This is a genomic window from Candidatus Paceibacterota bacterium, assembly GCA_035452965.1.
In the GTDB taxonomy this organism is placed as follows: Bacteria; Verrucomicrobiota; Verrucomicrobiia; order Limisphaerales; family UBA8199; genus UBA8199.
In genome coordinates, this window is sequence record DAOTCE010000004.1 from 109,895 (window position 1) to 136,286 (window position 26,392).

Annotated in this window: 22 protein-coding genes and 1 tRNA gene; 14 read left to right on the forward strand and 9 right to left on the reverse strand. The window is 59.7% G+C overall.

Features of this window, described 5'->3' with window-relative positions:
* Positions 1–22 precede the first annotated feature (22 nt).
* Positions 23–427 (forward strand): nucleoside diphosphate kinase regulator, encoded by a 405-nt coding sequence (gene rnk, locus P5205_05515; protein HSA09813.1) that lies wholly within the window; start codon positions 23–25, stop codon positions 425–427.
* A 160-nt stretch (positions 428–587) separates the two neighbouring features.
* Here rnk and ffh read toward each other — a convergent pair whose 3' ends face one another.
* Positions 588–1,934, reverse strand: a complete 1,347-nt coding sequence (ffh, locus tag P5205_05520) for a signal recognition particle protein (protein ID HSA09814.1) — start codon at positions 1,932–1,934, stop codon at positions 588–590.
* 557 nt (positions 1,935–2,491) lie between these two features.
* On the opposite strand from ffh, the gene P5205_05525 reads away from it, so the two are divergent.
* The 3 genes from P5205_05525 to P5205_05535 are packed head-to-tail and all read left to right on the forward strand — an operon-like array spanning position 2,492 to position 7,221.
* Complete coding sequence (locus P5205_05525; protein HSA09815.1) at positions 2,492–4,339, forward strand: OPT/YSL family transporter; 1,848 nt, start codon at positions 2,492–2,494, stop codon at positions 4,337–4,339.
* 1 nt (position 4,340) lies between these two features.
* On the forward strand, positions 4,341–5,936 hold the full coding sequence (locus P5205_05530) for an MFS transporter (GenBank protein ID HSA09816.1): 1,596 nt from the start codon (positions 4,341–4,343) through the stop codon (positions 5,934–5,936).
* Positions 5,920–7,221, forward strand: a complete 1,302-nt coding sequence (locus P5205_05535; protein ID HSA09817.1) for a DUF2264 domain-containing protein — start codon at positions 5,920–5,922, stop codon at positions 7,219–7,221. The genes P5205_05530 and P5205_05535 overlap by 17 nt, the downstream gene beginning before the upstream one ends.
* Before the next feature lie 22 nt (positions 7,222–7,243).
* On the opposite strand, the gene arcC is transcribed toward P5205_05535, so the two are convergent.
* Positions 7,244–8,185, reverse strand: coding sequence for a carbamate kinase (arcC, locus tag P5205_05540; GenBank protein ID HSA09818.1), 942 nt, complete (start codon positions 8,183–8,185; stop codon positions 7,244–7,246).
* A gap of 236 nt (positions 8,186–8,421) precedes the next feature.
* Here arcC and P5205_05545 point away from each other — a divergent pair.
* Together P5205_05545 and P5205_05550 are read left to right on the forward strand one after the other, a co-directional pair.
* Positions 8,422–8,498 (forward strand) — tRNA-Arg (locus P5205_05545).
* 602 nt (positions 8,499–9,100) lie between these two features.
* Positions 9,101–10,738 carry a hypothetical protein gene (locus tag P5205_05550; GenBank protein HSA09819.1) on the forward strand — a complete coding sequence of 546 codons (1,638 nt, stop codon included), beginning with the start codon at positions 9,101–9,103 and terminating at the stop codon, positions 10,736–10,738.
* Between the two features lie 117 nt (positions 10,739–10,855).
* Here the strand turns inward: P5205_05550 and P5205_05555 are convergent, their stop codons facing one another.
* The 6 genes from P5205_05555 to P5205_05580 all read right to left on the reverse strand — a co-directional run bounded on the left by P5205_05555 (position 10,856) and on the right by P5205_05580 (position 14,415).
* Positions 10,856–11,128, reverse strand: a complete 273-nt coding sequence (locus P5205_05555) for a hypothetical protein (protein HSA09820.1) — start codon at positions 11,126–11,128, stop codon at positions 10,856–10,858.
* The gene (locus tag P5205_05560; protein HSA09821.1) at positions 11,125–11,322 is read right to left on the reverse strand and encodes a hypothetical protein; all 198 of its coding nucleotides are present in this window, start codon (positions 11,320–11,322) and stop codon (positions 11,125–11,127) included. Before P5205_05560 ends, P5205_05555 begins: the two co-directional genes overlap by 4 nt.
* 27 nt (positions 11,323–11,349) lie before the next feature.
* Entirely contained in the window at positions 11,350–11,673 is a 324-nt protein-coding gene (locus P5205_05565) for a hypothetical protein (protein ID HSA09822.1), read from the reverse strand.
* 178 nt (positions 11,674–11,851) lie between these two features.
* Positions 11,852–12,439 (reverse strand): recombinase family protein, encoded by a 588-nt coding sequence (locus P5205_05570; protein ID HSA09823.1) that lies wholly within the window; start codon positions 12,437–12,439, stop codon positions 11,852–11,854.
* A gap of 202 nt (positions 12,440–12,641) precedes the next feature.
* Positions 12,642–13,583, reverse strand: a complete 942-nt coding sequence (locus P5205_05575; GenBank protein ID HSA09824.1) for a site-specific DNA-methyltransferase — start codon at positions 13,581–13,583, stop codon at positions 12,642–12,644.
* A gap of 43 nt (positions 13,584–13,626) precedes the next feature.
* Positions 13,627–14,415 carry a hypothetical protein gene (locus P5205_05580; protein ID HSA09825.1) on the reverse strand — a complete coding sequence of 263 codons (789 nt, stop codon included), beginning with the start codon at positions 14,413–14,415 and terminating at the stop codon, positions 13,627–13,629.
* Between the two features lie 522 nt (positions 14,416–14,937).
* Here P5205_05580 and P5205_05585 point away from each other — a divergent pair.
* Entirely contained in the window at positions 14,938–16,128 is a 1,191-nt protein-coding gene (locus P5205_05585; GenBank protein ID HSA09826.1) for a hypothetical protein, read from the forward strand.
* A gap of 125 nt (positions 16,129–16,253) precedes the next feature.
* On the opposite strand, the gene P5205_05590 is transcribed toward P5205_05585, so the two are convergent.
* The gene (locus P5205_05590; GenBank protein HSA09827.1) at positions 16,254–17,180 is read right to left on the reverse strand and encodes a ribosomal protein L7/L12; all 927 of its coding nucleotides are present in this window, start codon (positions 17,178–17,180) and stop codon (positions 16,254–16,256) included.
* Between the two features lie 145 nt (positions 17,181–17,325).
* Here P5205_05590 and P5205_05595 point away from each other — a divergent pair, with 145 nt between their 5' ends.
* The 7 genes from P5205_05595 to P5205_05625 all read left to right on the forward strand — a co-directional run bounded on the left by P5205_05595 (position 17,326) and on the right by P5205_05625 (position 26,388).
* Positions 17,326–17,550 (forward strand): helix-turn-helix transcriptional regulator, encoded by a 225-nt coding sequence (locus P5205_05595; protein ID HSA09828.1) that lies wholly within the window; start codon positions 17,326–17,328, stop codon positions 17,548–17,550.
* A gap of 123 nt (positions 17,551–17,673) precedes the next feature.
* Positions 17,674–18,438 (forward strand): hypothetical protein, encoded by a 765-nt coding sequence (locus P5205_05600; GenBank protein ID HSA09829.1) that lies wholly within the window; start codon positions 17,674–17,676, stop codon positions 18,436–18,438.
* A gap of 277 nt (positions 18,439–18,715) precedes the next feature.
* Positions 18,716–19,996 (forward strand): site-specific integrase, encoded by a 1,281-nt coding sequence (locus P5205_05605; protein ID HSA09830.1) that lies wholly within the window; start codon positions 18,716–18,718, stop codon positions 19,994–19,996.
* Positions 19,997–20,233: 237 nt separating this feature from the next.
* Positions 20,234–21,712 (forward strand): sulfatase, encoded by a 1,479-nt coding sequence (locus tag P5205_05610; protein ID HSA09831.1) that lies wholly within the window; start codon positions 20,234–20,236, stop codon positions 21,710–21,712.
* An 18-nt stretch (positions 21,713–21,730) separates the two neighbouring features.
* A complete protein-coding gene (locus P5205_05615; GenBank protein HSA09832.1) occupies positions 21,731–23,119 on the forward strand; it encodes a sulfatase in 1,389 nt (462 codons plus the stop codon).
* A 92-nt stretch (positions 23,120–23,211) separates the two neighbouring features.
* On the forward strand, positions 23,212–24,729 hold the full coding sequence (gene glpK, locus P5205_05620; protein ID HSA09833.1) for a glycerol kinase GlpK: 1,518 nt from the start codon (positions 23,212–23,214) through the stop codon (positions 24,727–24,729).
* A gap of 99 nt (positions 24,730–24,828) precedes the next feature.
* On the forward strand, positions 24,829–26,388 hold the full coding sequence (locus P5205_05625) for a sulfatase-like hydrolase/transferase (GenBank protein ID HSA09834.1): 1,560 nt from the start codon (positions 24,829–24,831) through the stop codon (positions 26,386–26,388).
* The last annotated feature ends 4 nt before the right edge of the window (positions 26,389–26,392 follow it).

The following is a 26,392-nucleotide window of genomic DNA, read 5'->3' on the forward strand; positions in this document are numbered from 1 at the left end:
GAACACCATCGTGAAGTCCGTTATGAATCCACGCGTCATCTACATCACTGAAGCAGACCTGCAGCGGCTTCGCCCGCTGGTCGAAGGCATCAAGAACTCGCGCGATGACCTGCGGGCGTTAGAAGCCGAGCTGAAGCAGGCTCGGATCGTTACGCCGGCGGACGTGCCGCCCGATGTCATCACCATGAATTCCAAGGCCCGGCTGCGGGACCTGGACACCGGGGAAGAAATGACCTTCACGGTGGTTTTTCCGGGAAACGCGAGCATCGAGCATGACAAGATTTCCGTCGTGGCTCCAATTGGCACAGCGATGCTCGGACATCGCGTCGGCGACGAATTCGAGTGGCAGGTGCCGGCCGGCCTCGTGCGTCTGCGAGTCGAAGAGGTGTTGTATCAGCCGGAAGCCGCGGGCCATTTCCACCTGTAGCGCGCCGCAGAGCTCCGCCTGGAGGGGGAGCCGGGACTGGTCCGGTTGCTGCGTTTGTGGCGTGGCCACCTGGGGCGAGCGCCTCAATCGCAGCAGCTTGTGGCACAATACCCCCTCGCTGAATTGCCCCCGACTCACCCGGCGGTGAAAGCGGTGGGAGTCAACGCGGCCGCAACAACCCGCCTGCCCCCCCGCCCATCCGGGCCATCATCTTCTGGAACTTGCCCATCTTCTTCATCATCTGCTGCATTTGCGAAAAGCGGTTGAGCATCGTGTTGAGCTCGGTGACCGTGACGCCGCTGCCCTTGGCGATTCGTTGGCGGCGACGCGCGTTGAGGATATGGGGATTGCGCCGCTCCTGGGGCGTCATCCCGCAAATCATCGCCTCCATGTGGCGAAATTCCTTCTCTTGCTTGTTCAAATCGGCCCCTTTCAGGGCTTCCGTTCCGCCGGGCAACATGCCGACGATGGACTCGAGCGGCCCCAGCTTCTTCATCTGACGGAGTTGCTCCAGGAAGTCCTCCAGCGAGAACTGGCCCTTGCGCATCTTCTCTTCCATGCGCCGAGCGTCGTCCAGGTCCACCGCTTCGGCCGCTTTCTCGACCAGGCTGACCACGTCGCCCATGCCCAGGATGCGCGACGCCATGCGCTCGGGGTGAAACGGCTCGAATTCGTCCAGCTTCTCCCCGATGCCGGCGAACTTGATCGGCTTGCCCGTCACCGCGCGCAGGCTCAGGGCCGCGCCGCCGCGGGCGTCGCCGTCCAACCGGGTGAGGATGGAACCGGTGATTTGGAGCGCCTGGTCGAAGTGTGTTGCGACGTTGACGGCTTCCTGGCCGGTGGCGGCGTCCAGCACGAGCAGCGTCTCCTGCGGTTTGACCAGGTCGCGCAGCCGGACCAGTTCCCGCACCAGCGGCTCGTCAATTTGCAGGCGCCCCGCCGTGTCGAAGATCAGCGTATTGCGGTTGTTCGCGCGCGCGAAGTCCAGAGCCTCACGCGCTATCCGGAGCACGTCCGTCTCGCCCTTGTGAGCGAACACAGGCAGTTCGACTTGCTGTCCCAGCTTCTCCAGTTGCTCCATGGCCGCCGGGCGGTAAACATCGGCGGCCACCAGCAAGGGGGTGCGCCCCTGCTTGTGCAACAGCCGCCCCAGCTTTCCGCTGGAGGTGGTTTTGCCTGAGCCGTGCAGGCCCACCATGAGCACGCAGCTCGGGTTGCCGCTCAGCTGGAGCCCCGCGTTGGCCGAGCCGAGCAGGTCCACCAGCTCGTCGTGGATGATCTTGATGACTTGCTGCCCGGGCTGAACACTTTGGACGACCTCCTGGCCCAGCGCCTTGGCCTTGACCCGCTCGATGAAGTCCCGCGCCACCTTGAAATTCACGTCGGCCTCGAGCAGCGCCTGCCGCACCTCCCGCAACGCCTCGGCGGCGTTGGTCTCGGAGATTTTGCCGAGGCCGCGCAGGTTTCGGAAGGCATTCTGCAGCTTGCTGCTTAACGAGTCGAACATCGGGGCAAGCTAGGCCACCGGAAACAGATGTCAAACCCGGCCTGCAACGGCTGGCCAGACCACGGCAGCAACTCCAGCCGGTAAAAACTTATGCCGGAACTGGGCGTGACCGCGGGAGGCAGGCCGCCCGGCACGGAGCTCGTGCCGAAGCAGACGCCGACGTCCGTCGGCGCATTTAATCCGCCTTGAAGCCGAGGCCGACTGACTCATGACACGCTGAGGCTATGCGCCGCATGCACCCCGCACGCTGCCCCGCCGCCTGAGAGCGGGCTGAGCGGGACCGGAGCGTGCGAGTGGCGTGATGTTCCCGTGCTGACTGCATGATTGCAGCATGATTAGAGCATGATTGGGTCATAATTGGTCCTTGATTGGGCTCCATCTTCCCGCGCTGTCCGAGGGCCGAGCCCCGCACTCGAACTTGGATATTCCTAATCCAAATCCCGCCTGTTGTCAAGGGAGTTTTTCACGTTGCTTCCCGACGCCGTGATGTGGGAGCGGCGGTGTTTTGCTTTCCCTGCAGTGCCCCCTTCCCTATCTTGCGCCGAATTAGTTGCGCTATGGCTGACCATCCAACGGCTCATTCGGGCGTGCGGCGTCTGCTGCCGCGAATCGGCTCGCCGGCCTATCACCTGATGCTGGCGGCGGTGGCGATCCTGGTTCTGGGGCCGCTGGGAGGGATCTCGGCGGCGTTCATGAACTTCTCGATCGGGTTCTTCATCGGGGGCCAGGTGCTGGCGGGCATCCTTGGCAGCACGGTCACGCTCCCTTATGGCCCGGAAGGGCGGCACGGGGCCAATTACATGCAAACGATGGCGGCGTCCGTAGCCGGCATGTGCGGCATGGCGGTGCTGGTGCAGGCGATGGTGTGGATGGGCTTGCCTGAGCCGCCGGTGTGGAAGCTGGTGCTGTACTTCATGTCCATCGGGATGTTTGGTGTCGGGATCGGCATGCTCTACACGCCGGTGCTGGTGGACCGGATGCAACTGGCCTTCCCATCGGGCTTTGCGGTGGCCAACATCCTGCGGGCGCTGACGGACAAGACGCTGCTGAAACGCTCGATTGCCAAGCTCGGCGGTGGAATGCTGGCGGGTTACGGGGGAGGACTCTTCGCGCTGAACCTGCCGTCGCTGAGCAGGTTCGGGGTGACGCAGAAGGGGATCGAGGCGCTGACCCACTTAAGCATCTCCACCTCCACGTTCGGAGCGGGGTTGATCGTGGGGGCGCGCATCGCGATTCCGGCCCTGGTGGTGGGGCTGATCGGTGTGTGGCAGACGCCTTACCTGGTGAGCATCGGCTGGTTGAAGCCGGACGAGCCGTTCCGCAAGATTGGCTTTATCATTTCGCTGGGGACCATTCTCGGGGCGGCGATTCTTGACCTGGCGCTGATTCTCATCCAGGCCGCGCGCCGGTTTCGCCAACAAAGCGCCGAACCCGCCAAGCCGGCCGAGGACTGGAAGCGCGTCAACATGCTGCGGCTCGTGTTGTGGGTGCTGTTCTGGGGCGCGGCGACGGTGGTGCTCGGCAGCCAGTTGCTGCAGCAGCCGGTGTTCTTTCTCGCGGTCGCGGTGGGTCTCTGCTTCCTCTTTGTGCTGGTGAACGGGATTTCGCTGGGGATCTCGGATTGGAACCCCATCTCCAGCGCGTTTGTCCTGACGGTGTTCATCCTGGCGGCGTTGGGGCTGCGCGACCCGGGCGTGGGGCTGCTGTGCGCGGCCATTCTCCTGATCGCTTGCAGCACTGGGGGCGACATGCAGCAGGACCGTTCGACCGGCTGGCGGCTGGGGACAAACCGCATCGTGCAGTTCCGCTATCAGGTCATCGGCATCGCGATGGGGGCGGTGCTGGCGGTGGTGCTGGCGAAGGTGTTCATGAGTTCGTATGACGTGCTCACCAAGGACCAGTTCAGCCACCCGAACATCGAAGGCGCCCAACAATGGCAATCGGCCATGACCTACAAACTGGTCGGCGCGTTGAAAGGCATCACCACTTCCCAGCCGCACATTATGAAGGCCCTGCGGCTGGGCATCGCGCTCGGCCTGCTGATCGAGATCGCGCGCAAGCTGATCAAGCGGATTCCGGGCTACCAGCAGGCTTTGAAGACCTCGCGCCGGGCGCGAGCGGGGGATTTCGTCCTCGACGCGGTGCTCCTGCCCAGCCCTTACGCGTCGTCGTTCGGGGGGTTTGTGGAATTGCCCACGGTGCTGTGGTGGACGGCGGGCGGGGTGGGGTCATCGTTGTTCAATGCGGCCCAGGACCGGCTCGCCGCGCGCCGCCCACAGTCTGCGGGAAGACAGTTGCCGTCCGACATGAGCACGATGTCGCTCATAGGCGGTGGACTCATCGCCGGCGATTCGCTGGCGGCCTTGAGCGTGGGCCTGTATGGTCTGTTCAAGACGCTGCTTTGATATGAGCCAACAAACCGCGACGCCTCCGCCCCCGCCGCCCGCCGAAACCACATTGGCCGATGTAAAGCAACTCGGCTTGTGGGCCTCGATCGCCAGTCTCAGCTACGTGTTTTGGGTCTGCGGCGGGATGGAAATGGTCGAGCGCCTCGCCTATTACGGCGTGCGGGCGGTCGCGACGCTCTACGCGACGCGGCCCGCGTCGGAAGGGGGTTTGGGGGTGACCATGGCCACGTTCGGCACGTTGTTGCTGTGCTGGAATCTTCTCCAATCGCTCATACCGATATTCACGGGCGGCTTATCGGACCGCTATGGCTATAAGGAGACCATCTTCGCCTCAACGGTCATCAAGGCGTTGGGCTACCTGGTCATGGCGTGGTTCCACAGCTACTGGGGTTTCTTCGCGGGAGCCATGCTGCTGGCCACCGGCACGGCGATCTTCAAGCCGGGGGTGCAGGGGACGCTCATCAAAGCCACCAACCGCCGGAACAGCTCCATGGCGTGGGGCATCTTCTACCAGACCGTGAACATCGGCGGCTGGATTGGCCCGCTGATCGCGCTGCAAATGCGCCAGCTATCGTGGAAGTACGTGTTTTACATCAATGCGGCAGTGATCTGCTGCAATTTCCTGCTGCTGCTGACCTATCGCGAACCGGGCAAGGAGGAGCGCCTCGCCCGCCAGCAGCGCCTCCGCTCGGGCGCCGAGAAACAGCGCAGCCTGGCGCTCGAAGCGCTGGCGGAGCTGAAAAAGCCGCACCTGGCGCTCTACCTGGTCATCTTCTCGGTCTGGTGGCTGATGTTCCCGATGCTCTGGGACGTGCTGCCCAAGTACATCGAGGACTGGGTGGACACCGCGCCGATGGTGCAGTTCCTCTTCGGCGCAGACGGGACCCACAGCGGATTCTGGCACTTTCTGCTAGGCATGGACAAGAGCGGCCAAACCATCCAGCCTGAGGGCATTGTCAACATCAACGCGGGCATGATCATGCTCACCTGCTTCCTGTTTGCCGGCCTGAGCGCGAAACTGCGGGCCACGACGAGCATGTTGGCGGGCACAGTGATGGTGGTGGCCGCGCTGACGTTGTTCGGCCTGACCAATCTGATCGGTTTTGCGGTGCTCGCGATGATCGTCTTCAGCATCGGCGAGATGCTGGCCAGCCCCAAGTTCAGTGAGTTCCTTGGCAACATTGCGCCGCCGGACAAGAAAGCGATGTGGATTGGCTTCTCCCAGGCGCCGATCCTGATTGGCTGGACCATCGAGGGCAAACTCGGCCCACAACTCTACCATATCTTCTCGGCTAAGGACGTGTTCGCCCGGCAGATGCTCGTCGAGCGGGGCCTGTCGCCGGCGCAGGTGACCGAACAGGCACTGCCGATCGGGGAAGCCTTCAAGAAGCTGGTCGAGGTCACCGGAGAAACCCCGGCCCAACTCACCCACGCGCTCTACCAGTCACATCATGTTGGGGTGACATGGTATGTTTTCGCCGCCATCGGCGTGGCCTCGGCTGTGATGATCTATCTCTACGGGCGCTGGATTCTCAAGCTGGCAAAACAAGAAGCGTCCAGACAATCCTCGCCAGGTCATGCCAACCCGTCGTGATTTCCTTAAGACAGCCGCGGCCGCCGGTATCTGGGGCACGGCTGGCGCGGGCGCCAAGGCGTCACTTGCTCGACCAGCACCGCCGCCTGCTGCCACCGGGCGAGACGACCGGCGTTATTGGCTGAGCGTGGCGGAACGGCTCGCCACACCAGTTCTGCAACACCTGTCCCGGCGCGAGTTGCGAAAGGCGATGCCGGTCGAGACACCGGGCGACGCGGGCAGGTTGCGGCGCTACACTCATCTTGAAGCGGTGGCGCGTTTGGTGGTGGGCCTCGCCCCCTGGCTGGCCAGGCGGGACCTGGAGGGCCCGGAAGCCCGTCTTCAAAGGCGCCTTCTTCAGCTGGCGTGGCTGGCGTTGGACGCCGCGACCGATCCCCAGTCCCCCGACTTCATGAACTTCGGCGACGGACAGCAGCCGCTCGTAGACACGGCCTTCCTGGCCCAGGCCATTCTGCGGGCGCCGGGCGCGCTGTGGGATCCGCTCGAACCGCGCGTGCGCCGGCAACTGGCGGCCGCGCTCAAGGCGTCGCGCGGGATCGAACCGATTGGCAACAATCACATCCTGTTCGCCGCGGCCATCGAGGCGGCGCTGCTGGAGTTGGGCGAGCCGACCATCGCAGACCGGCTCGAAGGATATCTGCGCCAGATGCTGGGGTGGTATGCGGGAGACGGGGTCTATGCCGACGGACCGTACTATCGGTGCGATTATTACAACAGCTTTGTGATTCATCCCACGCTGGTGGACATCTTCGGTGTGTTGCGCCGGCGGGACGCGCGGTTCGAGGCGGGCTACGCCGCGGTGCTGCGCCGGTCGCGGCGGTACGCGGAAATCCAAGAGCGCATGATCGCGCCAGATGGAACCTATCCCGTCGTGGGCCGCTCGATCACCTATCGGTGTGGCGCGTTCCAAACCTTGGGGCAGATGGCCCTGCTGCACGAACTGCCCGAGCGGGTGGCGCCCGCGCAGGTGCGAGGGGCGCTCACCGCGGTCATCCGACGCACGATCGAGGCACCGCACACGTTCGACAAGGACGGCTGGCTGCAAGTCGGTCTCTGCGGACACCAGCTGCCTTTGGGGGAGACCTACATCTCCACCGGCAGTCTATACTTGTGCAGCGCGGGGCTGCTTCCGCTGGGGCTGCCGGCGGGCGATCCGTTCTGGGCTGACCCACCGGCCCGTTGGACCTCGCAGCGGTTGTGGTTGGGCGAAGTGTTGCCGGCGGATCGGGCCCTGCGGGATGACCGGCAAGTTGACGTGCCGGCTTTGCAGCGCGGACCAAATTGAAGCGTGGAGCGCCGGCTCGGAGTCAGCCGCCTGCCAACCAGGTGCCCGTTGTGCCGTCCAGGGCGGCGGGCAAAGCTTGCGGCGAGGTGATCAATGCCTCGTGGCCGCCTTGTTCGAGGAACTGGAGGCAAGCCTCAACCTTGGGGAGCATGGAACCGGCATGGAAATGCCCTTCTCCCATGTATTGCCTGGCCTCGGCCGCCGTCATCCGGTCCAGCGCGCGCTGGCCGGGCTTGCCGAAGTTCAGGCATACTTTCTCCACCGCCGTGGCGATCACCAACAGATCCGCGCCAATCGCCCCGGCCAGCACTGCGGAGGCGAGGTCCTTATCCACCACGGCCGCCACCCCACGCAGCATGCCGTGTTCGTCTGCAGCTACCGGTATGCCGCCGCCGCCCGCCGCGATCACTACATAACCGTCCTTGACCAGATGCCTTACGGCTTCGGACTCGATAATGCGGACCGGCTTGGGCGACGCCACCACCCGGCGCCAGCCCCGGCCGGCATCTTCGACCATGGCCCATTTCTCGACCCGCATGCGGTCCTCGGCCTCGGCGCGAGTGTAGAACTGGCCGATCGGCTTGCTTGGGTTCGCGAATGCGGGATCGTTGCTGTCCACCAAAGTCTGCGTGACGATGGAGGCAACGGACTTCATCAGCCCCCGGCGACGAAACTCGTTATCGAGGGCCTGTTGGATCTGATAGCCAAGGGCCCCCTGCGTGTCCGCCACGATGGAATCGAGCGGCACCTGGTGCAAAATGCCGCGCGAGTACTCGCTGCGCAGCAGGATGAAACCGACCTGGGGACCGTTGCCGTGCGTGATGACGATGCGGTAACCGCGCACCAGCAAGTCCGCGACGTGGCGAGCCGTTGCCACCACGGCGGCGTACTGGTCCGGCACGCTCATATGCTTCGCGTCTTTGATCAGCGAGTTGCCGCCGATGGCAATTACGATCGTCTTCATCCTGCTTCCCTGCTGCCGACACGCATGTGCCTGAATCCTATTCACCTCGGCAGGCTTGGCGATGCAAAAAGCGACCTCTGGCGCCAGCAAGGTGCGCTGGGCCGGTCCCTGCTTGAGGCCCTCCAATTCAACTTGCCATTGCCGCACGGTCTGGCAGAGTACCCGTTAGATGGAACGTCCGGCTGTCCGGCAGCTCCATCCTGCGACAGGCTTGAAGCGCCTGCCGCGAGCGGGTTGCACCCATAGCTCAATTGGATAGAGCATCTGACTACGGATCAGAAGGTTTCAGGTTCAACTCCTGATGGGTGCGCCACTTCAAAATCAAGCACTTACGCAGAACAAGAACCCCGCAAGCGGTCATTTTCTCCTGACAAAACCCTGACAAGTGGAGCCGTTTTGGGGATGCGGAAACACCCTTTGGAGAAATCCGCTTGCACGAAGGCCGCACTCCCAAGAGCCACCCCATTCCCGCCATTTCGCCAACGGAAAAGATTGCGGCGGTACGGTGTAGCGGCCTTCGGATTTGGCATCCTCTCGGGTCAATGGCTTTGCTTGCGGCAGGAAGGATTGAGTCGTTTCAGGGTAGTTCCACCCGTCCCTTCCAATCAGGGCGCTCCGGCCCCAAATGGAGAGGCTGGACGGGATTTGTGAACAGGGCTTTGAATCCTTGCCGATGACGCACCATTTCCGCCATGTCGCCAGGGCAGCCGACAGAGGCAAGATGACAAAACCGTTGGCAAGAACCTTGCTGCTCCAATGGTGCGAACTGATTAGTCTAGTCAGATGGGAAGTGGAAGCGCCATTTGCCTTCGGGCAATCCACAAGCGTGCTGTCCAGAAACCAATCGCAATTGTCCATTGTTTGGGCGGTCTATTTGGGCAGGTCGGTAGTAGTCCATCGGCACACGATATCAAAATGAACATTAAAACGATGCTAAAGACGGTCTCGTTGCTCACCCTCGCCTTGGGATTGGCAGTCAACGGGTATTCGCAAACGTTTCTCACAAACGGTCTTGTTGCATATTACCCCTTCAACGGGAATGCGAATGATGCGAGCGGGAACGGACACAACGCAACCGTCAATACAAACACGGTGTTGACCACAGACCGCTTCGGAAACACAAAGGCCGCATTTCACTTTCAGAACGCAATAATGCAATTCGCCAATATCCCCGTGAATCTGGCAGGATCGTACAGTTTTGGAATGTGGATGCGTCTAAACAATTATGATGAGGGATATGCCATCGGCGAACTCAACGATACTAACTTCTACTGCAATGCGAACCCAGTGATTCATCAGGGTAACGGGAATGTGACATACGCCCACTGCGGCGGCGGTGGCGGCGAACCGGGCGATGGTCCGCTCTCGTTCGGACCCGCATCTGAGTTTTTGAATGTTTGGCATCACCTATTTGTTTCCGTCGCCGAGGGAGGCCAGACAACCGTTTACCGAGATGGGCAAATCACCACTAACAAACTCACGGCTTTCCCGATGACGACATTCGCCAATCTGACTTTGGGCGATGCGGGAAACCTTTCGGCGGGCTACCAGAACTCAAACGTGGATTTGGACGACGTTCGCATCTACAATCGTGCTCTCTCCGCTTCGGAGGTACAGCAGCTTTACGCATACGAATCAGTCCCGCAGTGCATTCTCACCGACGGGCTGGTTGCGTATTATCCCTTCAATGGGAATGCGATTGATGCGAGCGGAAACGGCAACAATGGGACTGTGGTAAATGCCCTGTTAGCGACGGATCGCTTTGGACTCACCTCAAACTGCTTTTCGTTTTTTCCGCAGTCGCAATCTTACATCCAACTCTTATCAGAGTCCTTTCCGAAGGAAGCCTCACCAATGACGGTTTCGTTTTGGATGAAAATTGAAAACCCCAGTCTGCCTGGCGGCGGCAATTTTTCCGTTTATCCAGTTTTTAGTGTCTTGCAGGACCCCGAAAACCGATGGGATTTCAATTTTGTTTACCAAGCAAATGGCGTTACCTTTACGCCGAACACAAGACTTTGGCTTACGAATGTTTGGGAAGGTGGGTATTCCGTATGGAGCATTTTCCCGTCCTTTCCGTCCTCAACCAACTGGCATCATTTTGCTATCGTGTTTGGAACCAATAATGATTGCAGTTTTCTTCTGGATGGCGTTTGGAGGCAGACAACACCTTCCTCGATTACGAATTATCTAAGACCGAGTGGAACGTGGTTCATCGGTACAACCTACGGTGGAAGTTCGTTTAGCGGTAGGCTGGACGACATCCGCATTTACAACCGTGCCCTTTCCACTAACGAGGTTCAGCAACTTTACCAATACGAGGCAGCACCACGTTTAACGTTAACATTGATGGACTCGATTGGGGCGGTCACACCGTCGTTCAGCAATCTCATACTCGGCGTGACATACCAGTTACAAGTCTCTGATGATTTGAAGAACTGGTATAGCGAAGGTCCGCCCTTCAAGGCGGCCAGCAATAGCATTGCGTATCCGCTGTATTTTGGCGTGGACTTTTGGAACCAACTTTTCTTCCGCTTGCAGATGTCGCCGTAACGGAAGCTGGTTCCCGTTCTCGTCTGGGGGCGGCATTAGCGTCGCCCAGACAATTTACGTTGTTGCTGATGACTTTGGCGCTACTCTGAATGCCTTTGGCTACTGCCCCAGAAGTCGTTACTTCCCGAGCTTCCTCTGCATTGCCGCAATGGGCAAGAGGTCAACAAGCATGTCGTGGTAGTATCGGTCATCGTAGCGGTTCATCTGCTTCGTCTTGGCTTCGTACCAAAACTCCGCCGCCGCCGTAGTCGGTTTCCACTCCGCCACTTCTCGCTGGTACAGCAAGGCCCACCCCCGCACAACAAGGTCAATCACCGCATGGCTCTTGAAATCGAGGGCCACAACGGCGGTCTCACCGTCGGCAAATCTGACTTCGATGTTGGTTGTCACTTTTCGCTGTCGAGCGTTCGCAGCGTTTGGTCTCCTGGGCCAACGTAATGCCCCTGACCATCATACGTCTTGTCGGCTGACTTGATGTACTGGCCTTTCAGCTTTCCATTTCCATCCCGCATGTACGAGACATCGCCGTTCTCAATGCGTTGGCCGATGAGTCGGCCCATGTTGTCCCGAATGAATTCGCTCATGTTGTCTCCGTTCTCTTTTTGGTTCTCTCAATCGTCATCGGGCCAGAGGGTATCGGGCTTGAAAAAATCCTTGAAGTCCTCTTCCACAAACATCTGGCCAAGCGCCTTCATCTTGCCCCCCACGTCCATCAAAAGCTCTTTCGGAAATGCGAAGGTGTTCACATTGACATCTACGAAAACCTTGTCTGTCACGGACTCCGTGGCAATCACCACGATGCTTGGGATTACATTATCAGGGGTTTGGACCCATAACAGAGCAAGCCCTTCCGTCTCGCACAAGACAATTCCCCACACGATTCTTGATGTTCCCCTCAAAAGATACGGAACACGGCGGATGATGTACGGCTTCATTGGGCGGCCTCCTGCATTCGCTGGAGCAGCCAATGCGTGTGGCACGTTTCTTCCAAAAGTTGAGAAATCAAGATTGCGGCGAATCCGTCCTTGGTCTCAACTGCGTCCGTTTGCGACATCCGCAGTGCAATTTGGAATTCGCTGAACAACTGAAATGCGGCCTCCAAATTTTGACTTTTCATTTTGCCTCCTTCACTACCTTGAACACGCTGGCGACGGGCATTTTCAGTTCCCGAGCGATTTCCCGAATACCCTTTCCCTGCTTCCGCAGTTCCAGAACATCTTCCCGCCGCCATTGGAGGGTTTTGGGTCTGCCGAGGCGGACGCCCTTGGCCCGTGCTGCTGCCAGCCCCGCATTGACCCGCTCCCGAATGAGATTGCGCTCGAATTCGCAAACGGCTTTCAACACGTCCAGTTGGAATTTGGCGCACGGATTGTTCTCGCTGGTGTCAATGCCTTGGCTCGTGCAAATGAGCGGGACGCCGAGACGGTTCATTTCATCAATGAGAAGGCATAAGTGGGTTAGGCTGCGTCCACAGCGGTCCAACTTGAACACCACTACACGGGCGATCTTCCCGTCCCGCATGTCTTTCACCATGCGGTCAAGTGCTGGGCGGGAGGTTTTGCCGCCCGACAGCTTGTCCACGTAGATTTCAAGGTCTTTCCAGCCCCGAGCAGAGCAATACCGCTTCACTTCGTATTCTTGGCTGTCGGTCTTCTGGGTACCCTTAGCCGTTGAAACCCGTAGGTAAACTGCTGTTTTCATGTACACAAACAAATGTATAATAAACACCCGGCGAAGTCAACAAAAACCCAGTAAAATCAGGTTTTTTTCAGGTCTTGGAGGGGGTGGATTTGTAAACAGGGGGCTGGCGACGGGGGGATGGCCTCGGAATGGGGGCGGGTGACAACCGCCTTGCCCTACGGGTGTCTTGAGTCCAGGCGGGCCTGTAAAGGCGTTTTAGCGCCTACTCGGCAAACGAAGCTGGCAGAAGAGGCGCAAGTCGCCTTGCGGCGGCTTGAATGTACTCAGGGCTTAACTCAATCCCCACAAAGTCCTTGGCCTGCTCCAACGCAACGACGCCTGTTGTCCCCGCTCCCATAAATGGGTCCAACACAATGCCGCCTATGGGGCAACCCGCAGCAATCGGTCTCCGACACAACTCTTCGGGATAAGTGGCGGGATGCTCTACCCGAGATGTGGTTGGCGTTATGCTCCATACTGCACGCAAATGGCGTCCACGATCTTCGTTGTAAAAGCGTCCTTTCATCTGCTCCAAGTCAATACCGCCCGATGCCCGAAACTGATACCGACTGGACTTTACCCCGTATTTTTGCCGCTTGATGCTTGCTGGTGCCAGCCGCACATATTGCATCTCGAAGTAGTGATTCGGTTGCTTGGTGAAGAAAAGCAGCTTCTCGAAATCCCGTGTGAATCGATCTTTACAGGATTCGGGCATGACCTTCGGTTTGTGCCATATAATTTCTTGGCGGTGTATCCATCCCCGATGCGTCATTTCGATTGCAAACCGTGACGGAATTTGGGCAAGGCATTTTGTCTTTAAGTAGCTGTCGTCAAGATTGACCCAGCAACCACCCTCGGGTTTCACCACTCGCTTTACTTCATCAAAAATGTCGCAAAGGTGTTTGATGTACAATTCAGGCTTTGGCTCCCAGCCTAATGACCCTTTCGACGCCCCACACTTGCGGCAGGACGCATACGCAATGCGCTTGTCGGCGTTTTCCCACTCGTGTTGGCATTGAGCGTCTCCATCCCAGGTCAAGGGCGCTGTCCCGTAATCCCGCAACTTCCAGTACGGCGGCGAGGTCATGCACATGTCAATGCTGTTGTCGGGTATGGTTTTGAGGACGCTCAAGGCGTCTCCTTGAAGTATTACGGGGTTGTCCATATCGCTTGTTTACGGGGTTGCTTCCGATTACGGCACTCCGCCTCTACGCTGCCAACGCCTCCTCCTTAATCCTGCAAACGTCAACAAAGAGAGGGGAATGCTTCAATGCTTCCAAGACGCCGCCATTGCGACTTCCGACGGACTCCCGCATAGCTGTATGCCACTTGGCAAGCGGCTTCATCGCCCCGTATATGGCACCGTTTTCCTCCGTGGCGCTCATGTCCCGCTCCAGCACTTCGGCAAGCTCACCAATCAGACGCAAGGCGGTCTCACAGCGGTTGGCTTTTACGGCAACGGGTTTGCTGCGATAGTTGGCGGTGGCAGCGATGCTGTCGCTTACAAGGGGAGCGGTCTTGGATTGCTCCCGTACTTGGTCTTGGTACCGCTGCGGAAGCGTGTTGATGTCAAAAGAGCCACCGCCCTTGCCCTTGAGCCGCAACTTGAGCTTGTCGGGCTTCCCGCCATTGCCACTTCCACCGCCGCCGTTGTTGCGAGCCGCCTTGACCGTTACCCGCTTCTGCTTACCCGTGATGCCCAGGCCAATGTACGCTTGGTTGAGGGTCTTGTATTTCGCCAAGCATTCAGTCAGGTCTGACTTTTCTCTTAACCTAATGTAGCGTTGGATTTTGGAGGTGCTGAGTGTCGGGAGATTCTCCCTACACCATTTGCCCCACTCGTTAGACGGGCATTCAGCTTTGGCTTTGAGCAACCGACTGCCGCAATTCCATGCGTCTTCGATTTGCTTCTTTCGATTATCCGCAATGGTCTTGTCGGCTTGGACAACCGCATTGTGGTACTGGAGGATTTCCGTCACTACTACTTCTGTCTGCATGAGCACATTCTTTCCGTTTGCGAGTGTTTGGGAGCCAACCCGTAAACGTCAGTGCTACGGCGTTGGGTAGTCGTAGTAGTGATGTTGCCTTAGAGAATATCAGACGCATTAGCGTTGGTCAAGCACGGAATAAGCATACATAAGTCAGCCCCGAAGGCTGGGTGGTTTCTTGGCTCTTGAAGCGCCATTACAGGCGTCTTCGACTTCCTTCGATCAAACGCTATCGAGCGTCTCCCGAGAAGGGCTTTTCGCCGTTTCTTCGGGCAATCTTCCCTTGCCACGGGCGACTTGCCCGCTGTTTTGCCTCATTTTGCACGATGCCTCGGTTGACTCGGGAAAGGCCGTCATAATGCAACCGCAGGCGGATCAATCGTTTTCGCCGTTTCATCGCTATGTACTAGTTGCGTGATGGATTGGGTACACCAGCAAACTGATTTTCGGGTGCCCTCCCAGAAGTCACCCAATCCATGCAAAACGTTCCAAAGATTTCCGAGGGCACCCCACATTTTGAAAGGATTGGGTATGGAACAAACCATCTACTACACGAAGTACGCAGTGTCGCTGACACTCTTGTTGAAGGATGCACCCGCTGCGCTCCAGATACTGCTTTACGTCCTCTGGCGTCAAGGCGTTGAGACCGAGCACGAGGACCACAGATGGCATTTTCACGTTGGCGACATCGCCAAGAGCTTAGGCAAAAAGGAAAGGACTATCCGCAAGCATCTCAAACCGCTCCTTGACTTGGGCATATTGAACCTGGCGGGCAGGGCGGGCGAGCAGTACTACATCTTCGATGTCAACAAGTACGGGGAGTACCTCGCCCTTGACCCGAACAAGTTGACTCAGCACACCCCTGCCCAAGATGGGCACCCCTCCCAAAAAGTGGAAGGGGCACCCCTCCCGCAAAACGGCAGGGGACTACTCCCCAAAAATGGTAGGGAAAAGACAGCAGAGGAAAAGATAGCAGAGCAGTCCTGTCCAGTACGACAGGACGGGACAACCGCTTCGCTTGGATTTGAAGAAGGGTCTTCATCCTTCAACGAACCCGTTCCCTCGATTTCAGCATCAAGCGGTTTCGGGTTTCCCGCCGTTACCCAGAGTTGCGCTTCAAGCGCAGCTTCGGGATTCTCGGGCGGGGAGGGAACGAAACTATCAGGCCCGATGGTTGCCCGTGGTGTCGCCGTTGCCCCTTCAATGGGCGAAGGCGAAAAGTCGGGTAGCGTGGCAAGTGCGGCGACGGAAAGCGCCCGCCACGCCCCGCATTGCGCTTCAATGCGCTGCAACGGGCACAGCGGCAGTCGGGGGAGTGCGGAGAAGCGGCAGCAGTCCCGTCCGGTGTTTGCGGCTTCCGAACCATTGGCCCCCCTGGCTTTGCCGTGGCACATCCCTCCCACCGTATCAGCAAAGCGCCAAGATTACATCGTGGGCCACCTGAACAAAAACGGATTCGATTTCGTGAAAGAAAATGCCACGTTTAGCGATTTCGGCGGGTACAAGGTTTGCGCTTACGACCCAGCCGAGAAGGTCATTCTCATCACCGCCGACGATTGCTCGTTCGTCCAAAAGCCGCACATTCAGGAACTCTGCGCCAGATTCATGCCGCAGGGATGGAAGATGATGTTGTGGACTGCCGAGGACGAATCGTTGCACAACGTCGAACGCCAGAAACGGGACGAAGCAACCGCAAGGGATGATTCGTCTGGCAATGCTTGAGTACAGGAATAAGTACTCGCTCCCTGAAAAAAGTTGGCGGCGTGTGGAAAGCGTTAATCGGCCCAAAATTTTCCGTTGGGGGGGTGCATTGACGAGACACACCCATGCCTCGGGCGTAATGGGGCTTAGGTCTGCCTTAGCAGGGCTGATGCTCCAGCCTTCTCCAGTTTCTGCTTTGCGTTGTTGGCTTCCGAATTTGTTACACCGGTAAGCAGTGTGCTTGGCAGAGTTTCTACCAACAACTTTGCCTCTGCCAAACCAAGACCCGCTTTGATTTCACGAATCGCCATGATGACGGCGATTTTCTTATCGGCGGGAACCGCATCAAGCACCACGTCAAACAAAGGCGGCGGTGTCGGCACCGATTGGTTTCCAATGATCGGAGGAGCCTCGTATTCCGCACCCATCTGCTGGCGGCCTTGGGAAGAAGGCGTATTCGATGCTCCCAGCACTCTCCGCTTTTCCGTAACGAATTCTTCTTCGGTTAGGATACCTTTCGCCTTCAATTCAGCCAGTCTCTCCAATTGCGTTATCGGGTCTGGGGCAGCGGAGGGTGTTGGGGGCGGAGTCGTGTTCTTGGCCTTTGCGGCTGCAAGAGCGTTGTTTAATGTGGCGAGAAACTTCTCGGCAAAGTCCGGTGTCAAGGACGCCAGTGAGGTTGTACGGGCGACCTCCTGTATCTTAACTCCCCCAATCCCATTCCCCCAAAACGTTCCCTTGTTCACGTCAACCGAAGTGATTGACTCCAGCGGCAAGGACTTAATTTCGATTCGTACTATGTGCTGTACAACGATGACAAGCCGTTTGTCCGTCAAGAGCAACAGGGAAGACAGGCACGGTGGCTGTAAGGCGGACGGGATGAGACTGGACCTGCTAAACGTAAACGAATTTGCGTTTATCCAACCCAGCAATTGTTCATCAGGTTGGAGTCCCTCCTTGAAATCTGTCAGACATTGTTGGAGGCTGTAGTCTCCCGAGGATTTTTTCGGCCATTGTCCCTCAAGTCTTCCGACTTCACTTTCGAGTGAACGGTAACCTGTCGTGTTGCTCATCCGTGGTCCTTATGCTGTTAGTTCATGTCAATACGGCTACGTTGCCCCCTCTGAATGTCGCAAATCTCGTGCCAAGACAACTGTCTTATGACGCTCTTTTGTCCAACTCGGCAATCTGGCATGGATGGCTCAGACCCAATCGCCGATGTCAGACGCCTTCTCCCGTGTGGTCAAAAGGCACAGGGAAAGGAAGGGGCTTAGCCGTGCGGCTTTGGCGAAGATGGCTGGGCTTCACCAAACGTACATCGGTCTTCTGGAACGTGAGGAAAGAAGCCCAAATCTGGACACGGCGAGGGCAATTGCTACGGCTCTGGGCTTGAAGCTGGCGGATATGATTGCGGAAGCCGAACGGAGTTGCGGGGAGGGTTGAGTCCCGTTCTCAATTGATGGTGCCCTACTGCGGGGCAGGTTCATGGAGGCGCTAGCTGGACATTTGAACCCAGCCGTCTCCGGTCTTGCCAACGAAGCCGTGCAGGGTTTAGGTACGGCTGCGATGGCTCGAAAAGCATACACAACTCGTTTGCTCTGGCCGCTCCTTCTGGTGCTGGCTGGTGCAGCGTGCTGGGGCGGCACAAACGAGTGGATTGCTGCCGACTACACCCCATTCCTGAATGGCAAGCCGTGGCCACGTTTCCCAATAGTCGCCTATGTCGAAGGCGCATCCAACATCTGGGTTCACCCGCAGGCTCCGCAACGCTTCCCCACCGTCACGGAAACCCATGACCCCGATTCGGATTTCACAACCGCCGTAGTTCAGTTCCCCGACGGAAGGCGGTTCAAGACGTACAACGAGTTTGTCCTCGGGCCGTATCTGTCGGCTGTTTACTGCGGCGACTTCAACGGCGACGGGAGACCCGATTTCGTTGCCGTCAAGCCTGGCTCGGGCTGTGGTCTCGCTGCTGAATACTGCACCGGCGTCTTTGCCTTCTCAAACGACAGCGATTACTCGTTCACCCGCATTACCACAATGGGGCTTGGGCCGTATGATTTGGCAATTGACCCCCGCACAAAGACTTTCCGGCTGATACACACGGCGTTTCGGCAGGGCGAGAGCACAGACGGAAAGACGCACAGCTTCTGGGTGCATCGCTTGTACAAATGGGATGCCCTGCGGTTTCAACGGGACGAGAACTTTCCTGCCATCTGGATTCAGTACCTGAACCGCCCCAATCACGAGCCGACGAAGCTCTTGACGGAGCGGCTCAAGGCGAAGGCGTGGGCTGGGGATTCAGAGTCGGGTGCCCGAATTGATTGGTAGGGGAGAGCGATTCGGGCGGGCTTCGGAAAAGAGTGGGAATACCGATACTAAAGTTGCGGGCTTTAGTATTAGCGGACTTATCCATCCTTATTCTGTACTTGACATGTTCTAATATCAGTGTTATGTTGTGCGGCATGATGAACACGAAGATGACAATTGAAGAAGTGCAGACATTGCTCCCATGATTATCAGAAGGACATTCCCGCAAGTTTACAAACTTGTCCGACAAGACGGGTCAGTGTACTGGCTCGGCTCCGCCCGTTCGACTAGATGGCACATGAAGGAGCGGAAAACATTCGCCACGGAGAAGGACGCTCTTGATTGGGCACGGAGCGTGGAAGAGACCATTACAAAGCACAGAGCACAGACCGACGTTCCGAATGACAAGTTGGTCATGGCTGAAAATTACTCCAAAATCCTTGACCGACTCAGCCCATACTCCAAAACCCCCGAAGATGCTGCTGACTTCTACCTCGCCCATCTCGGCAAGGAGGCGACTCGCCAATCCAAACCATCTGTTGCCGAACTGGTGGACAAGTGGAAAGAGTCCAAGCTCACGAGCAAAATCAAACCCATTGGTAAGCGGATGGTTGGCGAAGTGAAGTTCTACGCACGATTTCTGCGTAATACGTGGGGAGGACTCAAGATTGAGGATGTGACGCACCAAATGGTCGAGGACGTTCTGAACAAGCTCCCCGCCAAGAACCGCAACACCCATCGGAAATATCTGCGATTCATCCGAATGTTCTTCATTTGGGCGAAGCACAAGCGGCACTTGCGCCAAGAGAACCCCACGGATGGTATCCTAATTAAATCCGAGGACTTCACTGCCAAGTTCTATGACTCCGAAAAAGTCTGCCAACTCCTTCGACACGTTGCCACGAGTGAGAAGGATTTGGTTGGGATGTACGCATTGCTGACGTTTGCTGGATTGCGCCCCTCCGAAGGCGCTCGGGTTGAATGGGAGGACATTGATTTTGAGACCCACGAAATCTACGTGAAGAAGGGCAAGCGGGAGGAACGGAGGTTTATCCTTGAAGCCCCCGCCAAGGAGACGCTTTTCGCTTGGCTGAGATGGCACAGAGACAACACGCCGAAAGACCAACCCTTCGTGGCCCTGCGGAACCTCGGCAATCGTGAGCGCAAGGTACGCAAAGCGGTCTTGAACGGGGAGTGGGTGCAAGACGGATTGAGGCACGGTTTTGCAACCTACTACAACGCCTTAACCCAAGACCCGTACAAGGTCTGCTATGTAACGGGGGACATAATCAAGACCGTCAAGCGCCACTACATGCGAGCGGTAAAGAAGAAGGTCTGCGATGCCTTCTGGGGATTGACTCCCGCCGTCGTGCTCGCAGACGAGCAGGGTAAGAATGGTGTGGCTCCCTCGGGTGCTCCGGCTCCCGCCGTTTCTCCTGACAACCCTGACAACTCAACCGCCGTTATAAAAACATCCGACTGCGTTATAAAAAACGCTTCCGTCCAAATCGCTTCACCCGCTAAAAAAACTAAGATGCATTACGTGCCCGTTGCCACGGGCGATGATGCTCTTCCCTAAAACAACCTCCTGCGGACTGGCACAAATTCTGCGTTATAAAATCCGAACTACGGATCAGAAGGTTTCAGGTTCAACTCCTGATGGGTGCGCCACCCTTGTAATCCCTCAGTCTGGCAGGGTGCTTTCGCCGAAAGCGCCATCGTTTGGCCGCCTCGGCGAGGCGGCCCCACCCAAGATCGAGGCCTTATCCACTATTTACGATTTGCATTCCCATGCCGCCGGCTCGCAGTATACCGCATGAAACATCGTAATCTTGAGCGCCTTCTCAAGGCCTGTCTCGTCCTGCTTGTTTGTCTGACCACCGCCGTCAATTCTCGCGCCGCCGCCCAGCGCCCCAACATAGTCTTCATTCTCGCTGACGATCTTGGTTATACCGACCTGGCCTGCTTCGGAAGCAAGTACTACGAAACCCCTAACATTGATCGCATGGCAGCGAGCGGGATACGGTTTACCAGCGGCTACACCTGTGGCGCCAATTGCGCTCCCACCCGCGCCGCGCTGATGAGCGGTCAATACGCCCCGCGCACCGGGGTTTATACCGTCGGCAGCATTGAGCGCTTCGACTGGCGCAGCCGTTCGCTCCGGCCGGTGGACAACGTCACCAAATTGCCTTTGACCAAAATCACGCTCGCGCAGTCTCTGAAGAAAGCGGGCTACGCCACCGCCATGTTCGGCAAATGGCACCTCGGCGATGACGGCCCTCATCACCCGGGCCAGCGCGGATTTGATGAGGCCATTGTGAGCGCGGGAGCGCATTTTAATTTCGTCACTGTGCCTCCAGTCGAGTATCCCAAGGGCACTTACCTGGCCGATTTCCTGACGGATAAGGCCGTGGATTTCATCCGACGCCACCAGGAAGGGCCGTTCTTCCTTTATCTGCCGCATTACGCTGTTCACTCCCCGCACGATGCCAAAGCCAACCTCATCGCGAAGTTCAAGCCCAAGCCCCCCGTGGGCGGGCACAACAACCCGACTTACGCCGCGATGATCGCCAGCGTGGATGAAAGCGTCGGCCGGGTGCTCGCGCTGCTCGACGAACTGAAGCTCGCGGAGAATACCCTGGTGATCTTCTCCAGCGACAACGGCGGCGTAGGCGGCTACGCTCGTGAGGGCATTAAGGCGGCGGGCGGGATCACCGACAATGCTCCCTTGCGCGGCGGCAAGGGCATGTTCTACGAAGGCGGCGTGCGGGTGCCCTATATCTTCCGCTGGCCGGGCCGCATTCCGGCCGGCGCGACCTGCGACCAGCCCATCAACAGCGTGGACCTGTATCCCACCCTGCTCGAAGTCGCAGGTGCCGAGCCGCCAGCCAACCATCCGCTGGATGGGGTGAGTTACTTCAAAACTCTGACCAGCGGCGGCAAGGCTGCGCTCGGCCGCGACGCCATCTTCTGGCATTTCCCGGGTTACCTGGGCGCTGGCGTCGGCTCCTGGCGCACCACCCCCGCCGGCGCCATCCGCTCCGGCGACTGGAAGCTCCAGGAGTATTTCGAGGACGGCCATCTGGAGCTGTATAATCTGCGCGAAGACCTTAGCCAGACAAACAACCTCGCGGCGAAGCTGCCCGACAAGGCAGAAGAACTGCACGCCCGGCTCACCGCCTGGCGCCAGGCGGTCGACGCCCCGATGCCCACGAAGAACACCGAGCAGGGGCAACCCGCCAAAGCCAAGAAAGGCAAGAAGAAGAGGCAGAAGAGCGCCAGTGCGGATAAGTGACGAGTCTTTCCCTCGCCTATGAAGAAACACCTCCCAACCCTGGTCGGAGCCAGCCTTATTGCGCTCCTGCCCAGCCTGCCCGCTGCGGCGCGAGCCGACAAGTTGCCTAATGTCGTCATCATTCTGGCCGACGATCTGGGCTACGGCGACCTGAGCTGCTATGGCCATCCTACCATCCGCACGCCCAACCTCGACCGCATGGCCGCCGAGGGGATGCGCTTCACGGACTTTTACGTCGCGGCCACCGTTTGCACGCCCAGCCGCGCGGCGCTGCTGACCGGGCGGCTGCCCATTCGCAGCGGCATGTCGGGCGATTTGAAGCATCGGGTGCAGACAAAGAACTCACCCGGCGGCTTGCCGCCGGAGGAAATCACCATCGCGCGCGCCCTCAAGGGCAAGGGCTACGCCACCCAGGCCATCGGCAAGTGGCACCTCGGCCATTACCCGCAGAACCTGCCCACCGCCCACGGCTTCGACGGTTTTTACGGCCTGCGCTGGTCCAACGACATGGAGCCCGCGCAGGGCAATCCCAGGAACGCCTCCATGAGCCTCAACCCCAAGCTCGAATGGTGGAACTGCACGCTGATGCGCAACGACCAGCCCATCGAGCAGCCCACCGACCTGAGCACCCTGACCAGGCGTTACACGGAGGAGGCGGTGCGCTTCATCCAGCAGAACCGGAAGCGGCCTTTCTTCCTGTACTTCGCGCACACTTACCCGCACGTCCCGCTTTTCGCCTCCAGGCAGTTCCAAAAGACCAGCCCGCGCGGCCAGTATGGGGACGTGGTGGAAGAGCTGGATTGGAGCGTCGGCCGGGTGCTGGACACCCTCCGCAAGCAAGGCTTGGACAAGAACACGCTGGTCTTCTTCACGAGCGACAACGGGCCGTGGCTGGTGAAGGACCAGGCTGGCGGCTGCGCCGGCCTGTTGCGGGGCGGCAAGGGCAGCACCTGGGAGGGCGGCATGCGCGAGCCGGGCATCGCCTGGTGGCCGGGCAAGATCAAGGCGGGCGTCGTCAACCGCGAGATGGCTTCCTCGCTGGACCTCTTCCCCACCTGCCTGAGTTTGGCCGGAGCGCCGGTCCCTTCCGATCGCCTCATTGACGGCGTGGACATGACGCCGCTGCTGCTAGGCAAGGGTCCCAGCCGGCGGAACCTGATGATCTACTACAATGGGGATGAGGTCTATGCCATGCGCAAGGGCCCTTACAAGGCCCACTTCACCACGTTCGCCGGCTACGGCAGGGACACTGCCCAGAAGCACGATCCGCCCTTGTTGTTCCATCTGCCGAGTGATCCGGGGGAGCGCTTTGACGTTGCCGCCGAGCATCCCGATGTCGTCGCCGACATCCAGCAGGAAGTGGCGAAACACCGCGCTGCGCTGGTGCCCGGGAAACGGCAATATTAACTCCTGGCCAACGTGCATCACGATCCTGATCCAACTGCGGGAAGCATGCCGCTCCCGACGGGCCTGTCCTGAGCCCCGGCTGTCTAACCCCCATGTCTTTCATCCTGGCATTGGATCAGGGCACCACGAGCTCGCGTGCGATCGTCTTTGATCACGCCGGGGCGGTCCGTGCCAGCGCCCAGAAGGAGTTCTCTCAACTCTATCCTCAGGCCGGCTGGGTGGAGCACGATCCGATCGAGATTTGGTCCAGCCAGGTTGAGGTGGCCCGGACCGCGCTGGCCCGCGCCAGGCTGACCGCCGCGGACCTTGCAGCCATCGGCATTACCAATCAACGCGAGACCACGGTCATCTGGGACCGCCGGTCCGGCGAGCCCATCCACAACGCCATCGTCTGGCAGGACCGCCGCACCGCCGGGTTCTGCGACGAACTTAAGCGCGCGGGCCACGGGGACCTGATCACACGCAAGACCGGCCTGGTCATTGACGCCTACTTCTCGGGGAGCAAGATTCGCTGGCTGCTGGACCATGTGCCGGGCGCCCGGGCGCGCGCGGAGGGCGGCGAGTTGGCCTTCGGCACGATTGACACCTGGCTGCTGTGGAAGGTGACCGGGGGAGCCCTCCACCTCACCGATCCCAGCAACGCCTCCCGCACCTTGCTGTTCAACCTGCACACCGGCGCCTGGGACGACGAATTGCTGCGCCTGCTGGATGTGCCGCGCGCGTTGTTGCCCGAGGTGCGGTCGTCGAGCGAGGTCTACGGCGAGACCGCCACGAGCCTGTTTGGCGGGGCGGTGCCGGTCGCGGGCATCGCGGGGGACCAGCAGGCCGCCTTGTTCGGCCAGAACTGCTTCACGCGCGGCCTAGCCAAGAATACTTACGGCACCGGCTGCTTTATGCTGATGAACACCGGGCCGCAGCCCGTCGCCTCCCGCCACCAGCTTCTCACCACGGTCGCTTGGAAGACCGGCGGGCAGACCAATTTCGCCCTGGAAGGCAGTGTCTTCATCGGCGGCGCCGTCGTTCAATGGCTGCGGGACGGCCTCGGGCTCATCAAATCCTCGGCGGACGTCGAGGCCCTGGCCGCCAGCGTGCCCGACTGCGGCGGCGTTTACCTCGTGCCGGCTTTCGCGGGGCTGGGCGCGCCGCACTGGGACCAATACGCCCGCGGCACCATCACCGGCCTGACGCGCGGCACCACCGCCGGCCACATCGCCCGCGCCGCGCTCGAAGGCATCGCCTTCCAGGTGGCGGACGTGCTCGAAGTGATGCAGGAGGATTCGGGCTTCCCGGTGCGCGAATTGCGGGTGGACGGCGGCGCTTCCGCCAACAACCTGCTGCTGCAGTTTCAAGCGGACTTGCTGCAAGTGCCGGTCACCCGGCCCAAGGTGGCCGAGACCACCGCGCTGGGCGCGGCCGGCCTGGCGGGCCTGGCAGTCGGGTTTTGGAAGGATTGCGCCGAGGTCGGGAAAACCTGGCAGCCGGACAGGACCTTCGCGCCCGCAAAGAAGCGGGACGAGGTAGCGCATCGCCGCCGCCGCTGGGCGGAGGCGCTCAATCGCGCCCGCGAGTGGGAAGAGCAAAGCCAGGCCAGGCCCGGAAGCCCGACTTGAGCAGCGGCGGAATTCAAAGTGCCGACGGTGGTGGTTTGAGCGCGCGTGAATAAGTTTCGGCCTGACACTGGGCAAGCCCGCTGGTTAGCCTGCATCCTCGTGAAGCAAACTGCGATCCTCCGCTTGGGGTGTCGATTTGGCGCCTGGATAGGGCTGCTGATTTGTTTGGCCGCCACCGGTGCGGCGGGAGCCGCCAAGCCTGACATCCTCCTCCTCATGCCCGACCAGATGCGCGGGGACTGTTTGTCTCTGCTTGAGCATCCGGCCGTGCGCACGCCGCATCTGGACAAGCTGGCCCGGGAAGGCGCGCTCTTCCGGCGAGCGTACTCGACGTGTCCCTCCTGCATCCCGGCGCGCGCAGCGATGCTCACGGGGCTGTTTCCAGCCACCAGCGGCGTGGTCGGCTATGCGGCCAAACCCATTACCCATCCCACCATGCCCCGGTTGCTCGCGGACGCCGGGTACCGCACCCTGCTGGTCGGGCGTTACATGCATCAGAAGCCTGAGACCGAGTCGTACGGCTACCAGAAGGAAATCCGCGGTTCGACCTATGTGGCGGGAGACGACTATGACACCTTTCTCAAGCAAGTTGCCCCCGACACAGGCGGCATTCGCAACCTGGTGACCAGGCTCGGTCTGTCCAACAACGGCTGGCAGGCCGCGCCCTGGCCGCTGGCCGATGATCTGCATCCCACCGCCTGGGTTGTCGAACAGGCCCGCAAGACGCTGAGGGCAGCCGCCCCCGACCAGCCCCTGTTTCTGACGACCTCGTTTTACGCGCCCCATCCGCCGCTCTTTCCGCCCAGGCGGTATTTTGACGCCTACATGGTGCAGAAGTTGCCCGCGCCGGCGCACGGCGACTGGGTGAATTGGCCAGCCCTCTCGCCCGAAGGTGATAAGGCAGGCCACCGCGTGTTGCTGGAAGGCGACGCGCTGCGCAGGGCCCAGGCAGGCTACTTTGGCCTGATCGAACATTTGGACGACCAGATCGCGCCGCTGATTGCCGAGTTCAAGGAGCGCCGCCAGAGGACCAAGCGGCCCTGGATAATTGTGGTCACGTCCGATCACGGCGAGATGCTGGGCGACCACGGCTATTACAGGAAATGCGAGCCGTTCGAGGGCTCGGCCAACATACCCTTCCTCGTGGCGGGCTCGCCGGAGTTGGGGTTCAAGGCGGGTCTGCACTGCCTGCGACCGGTCTGCCTCGAAGATGTAATGCCCACCCTGCTGGCGTTGGCCGGCGCAAACTGCCCTCGGCCGATGGACGGGGTGAACCTGGTTCCCGTGCTCCGTGGGGAGCGGCAAGTGGTCCGCGAGCACCTGCATTTCGAGCACGCGCCCTGTTACAGCAAGCAGCAGGCCTTCCACGCGCTTACCGATGGCCAGTTCAAGTATATCTGGCGGCCTGTGGACGGGACGGAGCACCTGTTTGCCCTGCTCCAGGACCCGCGGGAAGAGCATGACCTGGCCAAAGTCGCGTCGCAGCGCGCGTTGCTGGAACGCTGGCGCGCGCGGATGGTGGCACAGCTTGCCGGGCGGCCCGAGGGATTTTCCGATGGCACCAACCTGATCACCGGACGGCCCTATCCGCCGCTCCAGGAAAGGCTGAAAGGGAGCGGCCGAACGCCGGGCCCTGCCCGCGCAGGCAGCACCAAATAGACAA